This is a genomic window from Collinsella aerofaciens ATCC 25986, from assembly GCF_964239575.1.
In the GTDB taxonomy this organism is placed as follows: domain Bacteria; phylum Actinomycetota; class Coriobacteriia; order Coriobacteriales; family Coriobacteriaceae; genus Collinsella; species Collinsella aerofaciens_BQ.
Window position 1 is genome coordinate 68,541 of the sequence record NZ_CAXSQQ010000003.1, and the last position, 14,101, is coordinate 82,641.

The following is a 14,101-nucleotide window of genomic DNA, read 5'->3' on the forward strand; positions in this document are numbered from 1 at the left end:
GACCTCAGATCCTTTCATGCATATCGAGAACGCGAACGAGTTCATCGGTCGCGCGGTCGAGATCGTCATTAACCACGACGTCGTCGTAGCGGTCGGCAAGGGCAAGCTCATCGGCGGCGTTTGCCATACGCAGCTCAATCGTCTCGGGCGTCTCGGTACCGCGACCGACTAGACGCTCGCGGAGCACCTCAAGCGAAGGCGGCTTGATAAAGATCAGCACGGCCTCGGGGAAACGCTCCTTCACCTGCAGGGCGCCCTGGACATCGATCTCCAAAATCAGAGACGCGCCCGAGGCGAGCTTGGATGTGACCTCGCTCACCAACGTGCCGTAGCAGTTACCGTGGACCTCGGCCCACTCAACAAACTCGCCGTTTGCCACGCGGCGGTCGAACTCCTCGCGCGTCAGAAAAAAGTAGTTGACGCCGTCGACCTCACCTTTGCGTGGTGCTCGCGTGGTAGCCGAAACCGTCAGGCCCAGGTTCGAGCGGCGCTCGCGCACACGAGTGACGAGCGTACCCTTGCCTGCGCCTGACGGTCCAGAAATCACAAAGAGCTTGGAATCCTGAGCGCTCACTTATTTGGTCAGCTGCTCGAGGAGCTGCTCGCGCTGACGGACGCCGAGGCCCTGGACGCGACGGGTAGCGGAGATACCGAGCTCCTCCATGATCTTGGCGGCCTTGGCCTTGCCATAACCAGGGAGAGACTCGATGAGGGTGGAAACCTTCATGCGGGAAGCGATGGGGTCATCGGAGTTGAGCACGGACTCAAGGGACTTCTCGCCCTTCTTGATCTGCTCGCGAAGCTCAGCGCGGGCGTGACGTGCGGCAGCAGCCTTCTCAAGAGCCTGCTTGCGCTGCTCATCGGTAAGCTGAGGGAGTGCCATTCGTACCTCCAAGTAGTTGGGTTATATCTGATTCAATAATTGGCATTTTAGCACGTAGAACGTACAAAATGCCCAATCGCGGCTCCATAGGTTAGACGATACCCGCAAAAAGTGCAATATACTGCGCCCAAAGTTAAGCCCCTGACCTGCGATTCCACACAAAGGATGGGAAAGTTTACGCAGGCACAGGGGCTATTTTGTGCTAATGAAACCCAAAAGTGGTGACTTAGGGGAATCTTTTACGCGACGTTTTCGACCAGCTCAGCGACGATGGCGTCAAAGGCGGCAACCGGATCGTCGGCACCGGTGATGGGACGGCCCACCACAATGTGGCTTGCGCCACGCTCGATAGCCTGGGAAGGCGTCGCCACGCGGGACTGGTCACCTAAGGCGGCACCCACCGGACGCACACCCGGAGTCACGATCAGGGCATCAGGGCCCAGCAGCTCACGCATGTCGTGAGCCTCCATCGGCGAGCACACGATGCCATCGATGCCGTTTGCCTGAGCGAGCTTTGCCAGGCGGGCGGCCTCCTCGGCCACGGGCGACTCGACGCCGATCTCGCTCAAGGCATCCTGATTCATGCTCGTGAGCACGGTGATGGCGACGAGCTTGGCGCGGTCCTCGCGCGCCTCCTCGGCACCCTCGCGGCAGGCAGCGAGCATGGCGCCCGAACCCAAGCCGTGAACCGAGAGCAGGTCGGCACCGGCAAGCGAGGCCGAACGGGCGGCACCGCGAACCTGATGCGGAATATCATGGAACTTAAGGTCAAGGAAGACCTTAAAGCCCAGGTCCTTAAAGGTCTTGACGATCTCGGGGCCCTCAGCGTAATAGAGCGTCATGCCAACCTTGAGCCAGGCGGCATGGCCCGAAAGCTCGTGGGCGAGCTCGAGCGAACGTTCACGATCGCAGTCGAGGGCGACGATTACGCGGTCGCGGGCATCGGTCTCTAGCATTCGAAAGCACCTACCAGCTCGTTGATGTCCTTTACGCCCTGGGACTCGGCCCAGGCCTCGAGCTCATGCGCGATCTTGAGCGAAGCGCACGGATCGACGAAGTTGGCCATGCCGACCGACACGCAGGTGGCACCGGCCAGGATAAACTCAGCCGCATCCTCACCGGTCATGACACCGCCGACACCGTTGATGGGGATATCGACGGCCTGGGCAACCTCCCAGACCATGCGCACGGCGATGTGGTGGCACAGCGGGCCCGAAAGGCCGCCCTTGGGCTTGGCCACGCGGGACTTGCGGGTATGGACGTCGATGGCCATGCCCTGAATGGAGTTGATGACCGAAAGGCCGTCGGCGCCGGCAGCCTCGAGGGCCTTGGCGATCTCGGCGACGTTGACCGGCGCCATCTTCACGAACAGCGGCTTATCGGTCACCTTGCGGCAGGCAGCCATAACGGAAGAGGCGCCCTCGGGCGTGGAGCCCATGGCGGCACCGCCGGCGGCGATATTGGGGCAGCTCACGTTGATCTCGTAGCCGGCAGCCCAGGGGCACAGCTCGACATACATCTCGAGTGCGCGGACAAACTCGTCAACGGAGTGGCCGGCAACCTGACAGATGACCTGGCAGCCGTCCTTGGAGAGCTGCTCGAGCCACGGACCGGACTCGCGAGCAAAGGCGGCCACGCCGGGGTTCTGAAGGCCCACGGAGTTGATCATACCGCCGGGGATCTCGGCCATGCGGGGCGCGGGGTTACCGGGCCAGGGCTCGGCTGCGCAACCCTTGGTGGTGATGGCGCCCAGTTGGGAAACATCAAAGAAGTTCTGGAACTGCCAGCCGTAGCCAAAGGTACCGGCTGCGGTGTTGATGGGGTTTTGCATCTTGACGCCGCCGAAATCGACGGCCATGTTCACGGTACCCACTAGAAGACCACCACCTTGGAAGCATCGAACACGGGGCCGCACATGCAAGCGCCCTTCATACCGTCGACCGTCTCGACATTGCAGGTGTTGCAGGCGCCAAAGCCACAGCTCATCATGCGCTCAAGCGACACCTCGCAGTACGCACCGGCCTCGGCGGCAGCGGCGGCGACTTTCTTCATCATGACAGCGGGGCCGCAGCTGGCGACGTAGTCGTAGCCGCCCTCGCCGAGCAGCACGGCGGCAGGATCGGTGCAAAAACCGTGCGTGCCGAGCGAGCCGTCGTCGGTGCAAACGTTGACCGTGGCGCCCAGCGCGCGGAACTCATCGACACCCACGGCCTTGGAAGCGGTGCCAAAGCCCAGGCACACGTCAACATCCACGCCCTGCTCGGCAAGCATACCGGCAAGACACAGCACAGGCGGAACGCCGATGCCACCGGCGACGAGCAGGGCCTTCCTGGTGCCCTCGGGTACCATCCAGCCACGGCCACCGGGGCCCAGCAGGTTAGAGGTGGAGTCAGGGCCCATCTGCGACAGACGACGGGTGTCGTCACCCACGACGGCGTACCACAGCTCGACGGTACCGGCCTCGGCGTCAGCGCGATAGAAGCTCAAGGGCACGCGAAGCAGCGAGGACGCATCGCCGGGCACGGCAATGTTCACAAACTGGCCGGGCTTGAGCGCACTTGCAAGCTTGGGGGCCGAGATGACGAGCGAGAAGATGCCATCGGCGATCTCCTGGTTCGAGACGACCTCGAAGTCGTGCATGCGTGCAGTGGAAGGTGTGGGCATAGACGCTCCAATCCCCCATGCGGTTGCATGGTCAAAACGAACAGAAAGCGCGGCACCGCAAGGGCACCGCGCACAAAAGCGATAAGGCTATGCTAGCAGATGCAGCCGTCGGCGAGCGTCTGCTTACCGCCGACAAACACATCGGTAGCACGACCGGTAAGCGTGCGGCCGGCAAAACCGGAGTTCTCGGCGCGCGACTCGTAACCGTCCTCGCCGACCGTCCAGGTGGCAGAGGGGTCGAACACGGTCAGGTCGGCAACGGAGCCCGCCTTGACCTGAACCTGGTCGAGGCCCAGGATCTCACGCGGCTTGATGGCCATGAGCTCGACCATACGGCCCATGCTCATCTTGCCCGTGTTGACCAGCTCGGTGAGTACGAGCGACAGCGAGGTCTCGAGGCCGATCATGCCAAAGGGCGCAAGCTCGAACTCGCGGGCCTTCTCCCACGGGGTGTGGGGAGCGTGATCGGTGACGATAGCGTCGACGGTGCCGTCGATGACGCCCTGACGGATGGCCTCGGCATCTTCCTCGGTACGCAGCGGCGGATTGACCTTGAGCGAGGTGTTGTAGGTCTCGTCCAGGTCGTTCTCGGTCAGGAACATGTGGTGCGGGGTGGCCTCGCAGGTAACCTGAACGCCAGCGGCCTTACCGGCACGCACGATCTCCAGGCCATGGGCGGTGGAGATGTGCTGAATGTGCAGCTTGGCACCGGTCAGCTTGGCGATCTCGATGTCGCGGGCGATCTGGAGCTCCTCGCCGGCAGCTGGCCAGCCCTCGAGAGCCAAACGGGTAGAGACCTTGCCCTCGTTGATCTGGCCATGGCCGACCAGGTCCTCGTCCTGGCAGTGGCTCATAAAGACCTTGCCGAACATCTTGCCGTAGTCCATGCAACGACGGAGCATGCCCGCGCCCTGCACGCCGCGACCGTCGTCGGTGAAGGCGACGGCGCCGTGGGCGACCATATCGCCCATCTCGGACATAGCCTCGCCCTTAAGACCGCGGGTCATGGCGCCCGACGGATAGACGCGGCAGTGACCGACCTCGGCAGCGCGGGACTTGACGAACTCCACGACGGTGCCGTTATCGGTGACGGGATCGGTGTTGGGCATGGAGCACACGCCGGTAAAGCCGCCCTTGGCAGCTGCGCGGGTGCCGCTCTCGATGTCCTCTTTGACCTCGTAGCCGGGCTCGCGAAGGTGAACGTGCATATCCACCAGACCGGGGACGAGGTACTTGCCGGAAAGGTCGCGGACCTCGGCTCCCTCGACGGCGAGATTCTCGCCGACCTCGGCGATCTTGTCGCCGTCAATCAGGACGTCAACGACACCGTCAAGCTCGACGGACGGGTCGACGACGTGGGCATTCTTAAGAAGCAAGGCCATTATCGGCACCTCCAAGCAGCAGATACAGGATAGCCATACGCACGCAGATACCGGCGTAGACCTGCTCCAGGATGACGGAGCGTTGCGGGTGGTCGGCCATATAGGAGTCGAACTCGACGCCGCGGTTGATGGGGCCCGGGTGGCAGATGATCGCATCGGGCTTCATGAGCTTCTCGCGGTCCTTGGTCAGGCCGAAGAGCTTGTGGTACTCGCGAATCGTGGGGAACGGAGCGCCCTCGAGGCGCTCCTGCTGCACGCGCAGCATGTAGACGACGTCCAGCTCGGGCAGGACGGAATCGAGGTCGCTCGTCACGTGGTCGCAACCCAGAACCTCGGTCGCCGGCGGCAGCAGCGTGCCGGGGGCGACGGCGTAGGTCTCGCAGCCCATGATCTTAAGAGCAGGGATCAGCGAGCCGCAGACGCGGGAGTGGGCGATATCGCCGACGACGGCGACCTTCAGACCGTGGAAGTCACCCTTGTGCTCCCAGATGGTATACAGGTCGAGCAGGGCCTGCGTGGGATGGTTGTGCTTGCCGTCACCGGCGCAGATGACGCTCGCGGGCGAGTTCTGCGTGACGATGTAGGGAGCACCGGCGTGCTTATCGCGCACGACGATGCAATCAATCTTGTAGGCGTTGAGGGTCTCGACGGTGTCGACAAGGCTCTCGCCTTTGACCGTAGAGGTCGAGGAGCCGCCAAAGTTGAGGCTGTCGGCCGAAAGACGCTTCTCGGCAAGCTCGAAGGAGCTGCGGGTGCGCGTCGAAGGCTCGTTGAACATGTTGACGATGGTCTTGCCCTTGAGCGTGGGGACCTTCTTGATCGCACGCTCGTTGACCTCGGAGAACGCCTTGGCGGTCTCGAGGATGAGCTTGATGTCCTCTTCGGAGTACTCGGTAATGTCGATCAGGTGCTTATGGTTGAACGCCACGGTACTACTCACCTCCCAGCGGCGCGGAGCCCACGTGGGAACCCGGCGCGACGTCGTTAATCTCGACGGCGGTGTGGCCGTCGACTTCCTTCATATATAGGTGCACGTTCTCCTCATGCGACGAGGGAACGTTCTTGCCGACAAAGTCCGGCGAGATGGGGAGCTCACGGTGGCCACGGTCAACGAGAACTGCCAGCTCAACACGGCTCGGACGGCCCAGGTCCATGACGGCGTCGAGAGCGGCGCGGATGGTACGGCCCGTATACAGGATGTCGTCCACCAACACGACGCGCTTGCCGTCGACGCTGAAGGGAATGTTGGTAGCGTGGATCGCGGGAGCGAAATTGGTCGCATAGTCATCGCGGTAGAAGCTGATGTCCAGGCTGCCGAGCGGAACGTCGACGCCCTCGATCTCCTTGATCTCCTCGGCGAGCTTCTTTGCCAGAAGGTCGCCGCGCGTGACGATGCCGACCAGAGCGAGGTCTTCACAGCCCTCGTTGCGCTCGAGAATCTCGTGCGCGATGCGGGTCATCGCTCGATTGACGGCGGTCTCGTCCATGATGACCGCCTTGGGGGAAGTCGTGCCCATCGATCTCCTTCCTCACATGTCTTGACTGCTGACACAGTCAAAAAAATAGATGCCCGACCGCTCAAAGCGGACCAGACACCCACAGGAAGGGCTGCTCTTTGGCAGCTATGTAATTCCATGTGGGTATCTCGTACCCCTTTAATGGTCAAGGGATAGTGTAGCCAACCTTGAGCTTAATTGCGAGCATAAATACAGAGCAATCCGTAAACGGAGCCCTACGCTCAATAAACCTATATATATTTGTGGGACGAGCTTGAAAACCTTGTTGCGAGCTGGCATAATCCCCCCTGCTGCACGCAAATCGGATCTACGTCCAGGGCCGTGGCGTGGGCACTATCGCCAAAAGAGAAATATCTCTGTGTAGATTGCGCACAGGGAATGACTTCTGTGCTATAGTTCAGGCTTGTTTGTTAACGCGACATGTTCGTTTGTCGCCCAAGGAGGGTCAGTTATGTCCAAAGTTTGCGAAGTTTGCGGTAAGCACCCCGTTGCCGGTCGCTCCATCAGCCACTCTCACCGCGTCACCAACCGTAAGTTCCGCCCCAACATCCAGCGCGTCTACGTCGTCGTCGATGGTCACCGTCGCAAGATGAACGTTTGCTCCACCTGCCTCAAGTCCGGCAAGGTTGCGCGCTCCTAAATAAGGTCTTACCAACAAGTACCTCGGACTCTCCGGGTAAAAGACCTCGCGTTCACATAGAACTTACCAAAGGCGTCCTCCACTACGGAGGGCGCCTTTTTTGCACTCATTGGGGACAAACTTACATGAGTGTTTGCAGATGTCAAAGGAATCATAGCTCAGCTGATATGCCTTGTAGATTGACCAGCGGTACGCCTCGAGCGAGTTGAGCACACCTTTCACGGGATTGAGATGAATATAGTCGAGCAGCTGCACCACCTGCGTGTCCGACTCAACCGCGACCCGCGAATAGCGATTATCAAACAGGTGCCCCGTTCTCCCCGTTTTCCCATTGAAATACTCATGTAAGTCTCTCCCCAATGAGCGGGGCGATGCAGCAGGCAGATAATTTTAGTTAAAACGCTTCAGTTTGTTGAAGCGTTTTAGTGTGCCTTTTACAGGAATCTTACCGTTCACCGAATTATTTCTTGCTATCATGCATCTTGTAGGGTAAATCTCCGATCGCAAGGAGACACAAATGGTGAAAAAGTCACCGGAAAACACTACTCCCGCAATTGTGGACAACGTAGAGGCGCTTGAGGCCAAGCTCGCTCAGATGCGAGAGGCCCAGGCGCTTTTTGCTACGTACACGCAGGAGCAGGTCGACAAGATCTTCTATGAGGCCGCCATGGCCGCCAACAAGGCTCGTATCCCGTTGGCGAAAATGGCCATCGAGGAGACCGGCCGCGGCGTTCTTGAGGACAAGGTCATCAAGAACCACTACGCCGCAGAGTACATCTACAACGCTTACAAGAACACCAAGACCTGTGGTGTCCTGGAGCGCGACGAGGCTTACGGCATCACCAAGATCGCCGAGCCCATCGGCATCGTGGGCGCCGTCATCCCGACGACCAACCCCACCTCCACCGCGATCTTCAAGACGCTGATCTGCCTGAAGACCCGCAACGCCATCATCATCTCCCCGCACCCGGCTGCCGCCAAGTGCACCATCGCCGCCGCCAAGCTCGTGCTTGACGCCGCCGTCAAGGCCGGCGCCCCCGAGGGCATCATCGGCTGGGTCGATGTCCCCTCCATCGAGCTGACCAACATGGTCATGCGCGACGTCGACATCATCCTCGCCACCGGTGGCCCGGGCATGGTCAAGGCCGCTTACTCCTCGGGCAAGCCCGCCCTGGGCGTTGGCGCCGGTAACACCCCGGTCGTCATCGACGACACCGCCGACGTGCTGCTCGCCGTCAACTCCATCATCCACTCCAAGACCTTCGACAACGGCATGATCTGCGCTTCCGAGCAGTCCGTGACCGTCATCGACAGCATCTATGACCAGGTTAAGGCCGAGTTCCGGAAGCGCGGCTGCTACTTCGTCAAGCAGGGTGCCGAGATGGAGGCCCTGCGTGCCGCCATGTTCAAGAACGGCGCTCTCGATCACCGCATCCCCGGCATGGCCGCTGCCAAGATCGCCGAGCTCGCCGGCATCGAGGTTCCCGCCAAGACCAAGATCCTGATCGCCGAGGTCACCTCCACCGACCCCGCCAAGGAGGAGTTCTCCCACGAGAAGCTCTCCCCGGTCCTGGCCATGTACCACGCCAAGGACTTCCAGGAGGCCGTCGACAAGGCCGAGCACCTGGTGCTCGCCGGTGGCCCGGGCCACACCGCCTCTCTGTACGTGCACCCCGCTCAGGCCGAGAAGATCAGCCTGTTCGAGCACGTCATGAAGGCCTGCCGTATCGTCATCAACACCCCGTCCTCGCACGGCGGCATCGGTGACCTGTACAACTTTGGCATGAAGCCGTCTCTGACCCTGGGCTGCGGCTCCTGGGGCGGCAACTCCGTCTCCGAGAACGTTGGGGTGAAGCACTTGATCAACGTTAAGACTGTGGCCGAGCGCCGTGAGAACATGCTGTGGTTCCGCGCTCCCGAGAAGGTCTACTTCAAGAAGGGTTCCACGCCCGTCGCCCTCGACGAGCTGGGCAACGTCATGGGCAAGAAGCGTGCCTTCATCGTCACCGACCAGTTCCTCTTCAAGAATGGCAACACCCGCGCCATCGAGGCCAAGCTCGACGAGATGGGCATCGCCCACGACTGCTTCTACGACGTCGAGCCCGATCCGTCGCTGCAGTGCGCACGTCGCGGCGCCAAGCAGATGGCTCTCTTTGAGCCGGACGTCATCATCGCCGTCGGCGGTGGCTCCGCTATGGACGCCGGCAAGATCATGTGGATGATGTACGAGCACCCCGAGTGCAAGTTTGAGGACATGGCCATGGACTTCATGGACATCCGCAAGCGTATCTTCACCTTCCCCGAGATGGGCAAGAAGGCCTACTTCGTCGCCGTCCCGACCTCCTCGGGTACCGGCTCCGAGTGCACGCCGTTCGCCATCATCACCGACAAGGAGACCGGCATCAAGTGGCCGCTCGCCGACTACGCGCTGCTCCCCAACATGGCTATCGTCGACGCCGACAACTGCATGACCGCCCCGCGCGGCCTGACCGCTGCCTCCGGCATCGACGTCATGACCCACGCCATCGAGTCCTACGTCTCCATCATGGCTTCCGACTACACCAAGGGCCTCTCCGAGCGCGCTGCCAAGCTCGTCTTTGAGAACCTGCCCTCCAGCTTCACGAACGGCGCCAAGGACCCGCACGCCCGCGAGGAGATGCACAACGCCTCTTGCATGGCCGGTATGGCCTTCGCCAACGCCTTCCTGGGCCTCAACCACTCCATGGCCCACAAGCTCGGCGCCTTCCATCACCTGCCCCACGGCCTCGCCAACGCCGTCATCCTGACCCGCGTCATGCGCTACAACGCTGCTGAGGCCCCCGTCAAGATGGGCACGTTCTCCCAGTATCCTTACCCCAACGCGCTGCACAACTACGCCGAGATGGCCAAGTACTGCGGTATCGAGGGCAAGGACGACAAGGAGGTCTTCGAGAACTTCATCACGAAGCTCGAGGAGCTCAAGGACTTTATCGGCGTCAAGAAGACCATCGCCGACTACGGTGTTGACGAGCAGTACTTCCTCGACACCCTCGACGAGATGACCGAGCAGGCATTCAACGACCAGTGCACCGGCGCCAACCCGCGCTACCCGCTCATGAGCGAGATCAAGGAGCTCTACCTGGACGCCTACTACGGCCGCGAGCCCCAGGATTACGCCGTCTGCTAGTTTTAGCACGGTTTTTAACGGCGGGGGTGCACGGGTGTTTCACACACCCCCGCCGTCGCTTCTATCGCATCGTTGAAAGGATGCAACCATGCTGCTACCCGATTCCAAGACCGAGCTCGTCCGCCGTGGCAACAAGGTCGTTTACGACCTGGGCGACAAGATCGTCAAGGTCTTTAACGAGACCAAGCCTGTCTCCGACGTGTTCAACGAGGCTTTGAATCTTGCCCGCATCAATGAGTGCGGCATCCGCAGCCCCAAGGCTCTCGAGGTTTCCCAGCTCGAGAACGCCAACGGCTGGGCGCTCGTGACCGAGAAGGTTCCGGGCACCACCCTTGCCGAGAAGATGACTGCCGAGCCCCAGCGCTTTGGTGAGTACCTCGAGATGTTCGTCGACCTCCAGATCGAGATCCACGGCTACACCTCCCCGCTGCTCAACCGTCAGCGCGACAAGTTCGCCCGCATGATCGACAGCCTTGATCAGCTCAATGCCACCACGCGCTACAACCTTCAGGAGCGTCTGGACGGCATGACCAAGGAGTTCAAGGTCTGCCACGGCGACTTCAACCCCTCCAACGTCATCGTCGGCGACGATGGCCAGCTCTATGTGTGCGACTGGGCACACGCCACCCAGGGCTCCCCTGCTGCCGACGTTGCCACCACCTACCTGCTCTTTGCCCTCAACAGCAAGGATCAGGCTGAGGCCTACCTGGAGCTCTACTGCGACCGTGCCGACATGCCCATGCAGGTCGTGCGTCAGTGGACGAGCATCGTCGCCGCTTCCGAGCTCGCTCGTAAGCGCAACGTGAACGATGAGTTCCTGAAGAACTGGATCGACGTCGTCGATTATCAGTAATATCTGAGCGATTTATTTCGCATCGGAGGCACAATGGAAAACCCCGCAGCTCGCATGGGCTGTGGGGTTTTCCTTTTAGATATCGAGGATGCTACAAGATAATAGGACGGCCCCGCATCTCCCCGATTGGAGAAATGCGGGGCCGTCCCACATATCGAACTACAAGCGAAATCGTCGATTAACGGCGGGCTGCCTTAACAAGCTCGGCAACCTTGGCAACGACCTCGTCGATCGCCACGTCCTCGCGCTCGCCCGTAGCACGGTCCTTGAGCTCCACAGTACCATTCTTGAGGCCACGCTTACCCAGAACGACCTGATACGGGAAACCCATAAGGTCGTTATCGGCAAACTTAAAGCCGGGACGCTCGTCGCGGTCGTCGACGACGACCTCGATGCCCTCGGCACACAGGCCATCAACGATCTGCTCGCAGACGGTAGCGCACTCCTCCTTCTTGGAATCGAGCGGAATCACCGCGACCTCGTACGGGGCAACGGAGACCGGCCAGACGATGCCGTGCTCGTCGTTGTGCTGCTCCACGACGGCAGCAAGCGAGCGGGACACGCCCACGCCGTAGCAACCCATGATGAGCGGCTTCTCTTTGCCGTCCTCGTCCATAAAGGTGGCACCCATGGCCTCGGAATACTTGGTGCCCAGCTGGAAGACCTGGGAGACCTCGATGCCGCGAGCAGCAGAGAGCGGCTTGCCGCAGTGCGGGCAGGGATCGCCGGCAACGACGGTGACTAGGTCGGCCCACTCGTCGACGGTAAAGTCGCGTTCGGGACAGGCCCCGGTAAAGTGATAATCGACCTCGTTGGCACCGCAGGCCCACTGCTTGGACTCGCGCAGGCTCTCGTCGCACACCAGACGGATGCCCTCGGGCAGGTTGACCGGTCCGATAAAGCCCTTGTGCAGGCCGTTCGTCTGAAGCTCCTCGTCGGTCATCATGCGATAGCCCTTGCCAAAGACATGCTCGGCCTTGCAGTCATTGAGCTCGTGGTCGCCCGGGACAATGGCCACGACCGGCTTGCCCTCAGCGTCGATGAGTGCCAGCGACTTTCGCGTACCGTTCTCGGGGAAGCCGAAGAACTTTGCAACGGCCTCGATGGTGCCCATACCCGGAGTCTCAACCTTGGTAAGCGTACCATCGCCGGGGCCCTCGGTCACAACGACCTTGGTGCTTGCAGCCTCGTCATCGGCAGCAAAGCCGCAATCGTCGCAGTAGACCAGCGAAGCCTCGCCGGCGTCGGCCAGAGCCATGTACTCGACGGAAGTGTCGCCGCCGATCTCGCCGGAGTCGGCGACAACGGGCAGAGCCTTGATGTAGCAGCGCTCGCAAATGTTGGCATAGGCCTGCTTCATCTTGTCGTACTCCTCCTGCAGGCTCTCCTGCGTGGCGGAGAAGCTATAGGCGTCCTTCATGATGAACTCGCGGCCGCGCATCAGGCCAAAGCGGGGACGGAACTCGTCGCGGAACTTATCCTGGATGTGGTACAGGTTAACGGGCAGCTGTTTGTAGGAGCGCAGCTCGTTGCGCACCAGGGCCGTGACGGTCTCCTCGTGCGTGGGGCCCAGGACGAACTCGCGACCATGACGATCGTCAAAGCGCACGAGCTCCTTGCCATAGGCATCGATACGACCGGACTCACGCCACAGCTCGACATCGACCATGATGGGCATCATGAGCTCCTGGGCGCCGGCGGCGTCCATCTCGTCGCGCACGATGTTCTCGATCTTGCGGATCGAGCGCCATGCGAGCGGCAGATAAGAATACAGACCGGCGGCCTCCTTGCGGATCATGCCGGCACGGAGCAGCAGGCGGTGGCTGGCGAGCTCAGCGTCCGCCGGATCCTCTTTAAGCGTCGGCGCATAGAGCTTAGACATATACATTGCTCGAGTCATTTACTTCTCCTCAATAAGTTTGTCGACCTCGGCCATCAGCGCGTCGACAATTTGATCCTCAGCTACTTTACCAATGATCTGGCCATGCGAAAAGAGCAGGCCCTGACCTCGTCCGCAGGCAACGCCCAAGTCGGCGTCAGAGGCCTCGCCGGGGCCATTGACCGCGCATCCCATAACGGCGATCGAAAGCGGCGCGGAGTAGTTCTTAAGCCGCTCGGTGACCTCCTCGGCGATGGGAATGAGGTTAACCTGGCAGCGGGCGCACGTGGGGCACGAGACAATCTCGGGACCACGGCGACGCAGGCCCAGCGACTGCAAAATTCCCCAGGCGACCGGCGGCTCCTCAACCGGATCGGCCGTGAGAGAGACGCGCATGGTGTCACCGATACCCTCAGACAGCAGAATACCAAGGCCCACCGAGCTCTTAATGGTGCCCTGAAGCTTGGTACCCGCCTCGGTTACGCCCAGGTGAAGCGGAACGTGGGGAATCTCACGCGACAGGGCTCGATAGGTATCGAGCGTCGTTTGCACGCTATGGGCCTTGGCCGAAAGCACAATGTTCGTAAAGCCGCGGTCCTCAAAGTGCTTGACGAAGCGCTCGCTCGACATCACGAGCTTTTCGGGCTGCGTAAGGTCGTCGCGCTCGGCGATATCCTGCTCAAGCGAACCGGCATTGACGCCGATACGAATCGCGCACCCAGCGGCGCCCGCGGCATCGATCACGGCATCGACCTTGGCCCAATCGCCAATGTTGCCGGGATTGATGCGGAGCTTGGCAGCACCGGCCTCCACAGCGCCAATGGCCAGCTTGTGGTTAAAGTGAATATCGGCGACGATCGGCACCGGAGACTCAGCACAGATGGTGCGGAAACCCTCAAGCGCGGCCTCGGTGGGCACGCTCACGCGCACGATATCGCAGCCAGCCTGCACCAACGCGCACACTTGCGCAAGCGTTGCCTGGGCATCAGCGGTATCGGTGCAGGTCATGGACTGAACCACGACCGGAGCGCCACCACCGATCTGCACGCCGCCCACATGCACGGGGCGCGTCAACTCGCGAGGCAAAGGATGGGATAAAGACAATCCAAACACTCCC

At 61.2% G+C, this 14,101-nt stretch carries 13 protein-coding genes; 3 read left to right on the forward strand and 10 right to left on the reverse strand.

All coding sequences use genetic code 11. The features are described 5' to 3' along the window. Positions 1–4 precede the first annotated feature (4 nt). The 8 genes from gmk to pyrR form a co-directional block, all read right to left on the reverse strand. Positions 5–574, reverse strand: a complete 570-nt coding sequence (gmk, locus tag ACESUZ_RS03040) for a guanylate kinase (protein WP_006236131.1) — start codon at positions 572–574, stop codon at positions 5–7. After that, the gene (mihF, locus tag ACESUZ_RS03045; RefSeq protein WP_006236130.1) at positions 575–883 is read right to left on the reverse strand and encodes an integration host factor, actinobacterial type; all 309 of its coding nucleotides are present in this window, start codon (positions 881–883) and stop codon (positions 575–577) included. A 239-nt stretch (positions 884–1,122) separates the two neighbouring features. Continuing rightward, positions 1,123–1,839 carry an orotidine-5'-phosphate decarboxylase gene (gene pyrF / locus ACESUZ_RS03050; protein WP_148346226.1) on the reverse strand — a complete coding sequence of 239 codons (717 nt, stop codon included), beginning with the start codon at positions 1,837–1,839 and terminating at the stop codon, positions 1,123–1,125. Next, a complete protein-coding gene (locus tag ACESUZ_RS03055; protein ID WP_006236128.1) occupies positions 1,833–2,741 on the reverse strand; it encodes a dihydroorotate dehydrogenase in 909 nt (302 codons plus the stop codon). The genes pyrF and ACESUZ_RS03055 overlap by 7 nt, the downstream gene beginning before the upstream one ends. A 14-nt stretch (positions 2,742–2,755) precedes the next feature. Beyond that, on the reverse strand, positions 2,756–3,523 hold the full coding sequence (locus ACESUZ_RS03060) for a dihydroorotate dehydrogenase electron transfer subunit (protein ID WP_373198476.1): 768 nt from the start codon (positions 3,521–3,523) through the stop codon (positions 2,756–2,758). Between the two features lie 116 nt (positions 3,524–3,639). After that, positions 3,640–4,929: a dihydroorotase gene (locus ACESUZ_RS03065; protein WP_373198381.1), complete on the reverse strand. Its 1,290-nt coding sequence runs from the start codon at positions 4,927–4,929 to the stop codon at positions 3,640–3,642. Continuing rightward, positions 4,913–5,857 (reverse strand): aspartate carbamoyltransferase catalytic subunit, encoded by a 945-nt coding sequence (locus ACESUZ_RS03070; protein ID WP_373198383.1) that lies wholly within the window; start codon positions 5,855–5,857, stop codon positions 4,913–4,915. Before ACESUZ_RS03070 ends, ACESUZ_RS03065 begins: the two co-directional genes overlap by 17 nt. A gap of 4 nt (positions 5,858–5,861) precedes the next feature. Then, positions 5,862–6,446, reverse strand: a complete 585-nt coding sequence (gene pyrR, locus ACESUZ_RS03075; RefSeq protein WP_117800135.1) for a bifunctional pyr operon transcriptional regulator/uracil phosphoribosyltransferase PyrR — start codon at positions 6,444–6,446, stop codon at positions 5,862–5,864. Positions 6,447–6,897: 451 nt separating this feature from the next. Between pyrR and rpmB the strand changes: the two genes are divergently transcribed. The 3 genes from rpmB (at position 6,898) to ACESUZ_RS03090 (ending at position 11,105) form a co-directional block, all read left to right on the forward strand. Further along, a complete protein-coding gene (gene rpmB, locus ACESUZ_RS03080) occupies positions 6,898–7,086 on the forward strand; it encodes a 50S ribosomal protein L28 (RefSeq protein ID WP_022094725.1) in 189 nt (62 codons plus the stop codon). A 517-nt stretch (positions 7,087–7,603) separates the two neighbouring features. After that, positions 7,604–10,252, forward strand: a complete 2,649-nt coding sequence (adhE, locus tag ACESUZ_RS03085; protein WP_373198385.1) for a bifunctional acetaldehyde-CoA/alcohol dehydrogenase — start codon at positions 7,604–7,606, stop codon at positions 10,250–10,252. 88 nt (positions 10,253–10,340) lie between these two features. Further along, positions 10,341–11,105 carry an aminoglycoside phosphotransferase family protein gene (locus ACESUZ_RS03090; protein ID WP_006236119.1) on the forward strand — a complete coding sequence of 255 codons (765 nt, stop codon included), beginning with the start codon at positions 10,341–10,343 and terminating at the stop codon, positions 11,103–11,105. Between the two features lie 178 nt (positions 11,106–11,283). On the opposite strand, the gene ACESUZ_RS03095 is transcribed toward ACESUZ_RS03090, so the two are convergent. Further along, positions 11,284–13,005: a proline--tRNA ligase gene (locus ACESUZ_RS03095; protein ID WP_373198387.1), complete on the reverse strand. Its 1,722-nt coding sequence runs from the start codon at positions 13,003–13,005 to the stop codon at positions 11,284–11,286. Beyond that, the gene (gene ispG / locus ACESUZ_RS03100; RefSeq protein WP_373198388.1) at positions 13,006–14,070 is read right to left on the reverse strand and encodes a flavodoxin-dependent (E)-4-hydroxy-3-methylbut-2-enyl-diphosphate synthase; all 1,065 of its coding nucleotides are present in this window, start codon (positions 14,068–14,070) and stop codon (positions 13,006–13,008) included. Positions 14,071–14,101: the final 31 nt, after the last annotated feature.

Bases quoted from the DNA above. Each gene is read 5' to 3' on its own strand.
- ACESUZ_RS03065 (WP_373198381.1), bottom strand. From the start codon at position 4,929: ATGGCCTTGCTTCTTAAGAATGCCCACGTCGTCGACCCGTCCGTCGAG.
- ACESUZ_RS03060 (WP_373198476.1), bottom strand. From the start codon at position 3,523: ATGCACGACTTCGAGGTCGTCTCGAACCAGGAGATCGCCGATGGCATC.
- rpmB (WP_022094725.1), top strand. From the start codon at position 6,898: ATGTCCAAAGTTTGCGAAGTTTGCGGTAAGCACCCCGTTGCCGGTCGC.
- ACESUZ_RS03090 (WP_006236119.1), top strand. From the start codon at position 10,341: ATGCTGCTACCCGATTCCAAGACCGAGCTCGTCCGCCGTGGCAACAAG.
- pyrR (WP_117800135.1), bottom strand. From the start codon at position 6,446: ATGGGCACGACTTCCCCCAAGGCGGTCATCATGGACGAGACCGCCGTC.
- pyrF (WP_148346226.1), bottom strand. From the start codon at position 1,839: ATGCTAGAGACCGATGCCCGCGACCGCGTAATCGTCGCCCTCGACTGC.
- ACESUZ_RS03055 (WP_006236128.1), bottom strand. From the start codon at position 2,741: ATGGCCGTCGATTTCGGCGGCGTCAAGATGCAAAACCCCATCAACACC.
- adhE (WP_373198385.1), top strand. From the start codon at position 7,604: ATGGTGAAAAAGTCACCGGAAAACACTACTCCCGCAATTGTGGACAAC.
- ACESUZ_RS03095 (WP_373198387.1), bottom strand. From the start codon at position 13,005: ATGACTCGAGCAATGTATATGTCTAAGCTCTATGCGCCGACGCTTAAA.
- mihF (WP_006236130.1), bottom strand. From the start codon at position 883: ATGGCACTCCCTCAGCTTACCGATGAGCAGCGCAAGCAGGCTCTTGAG.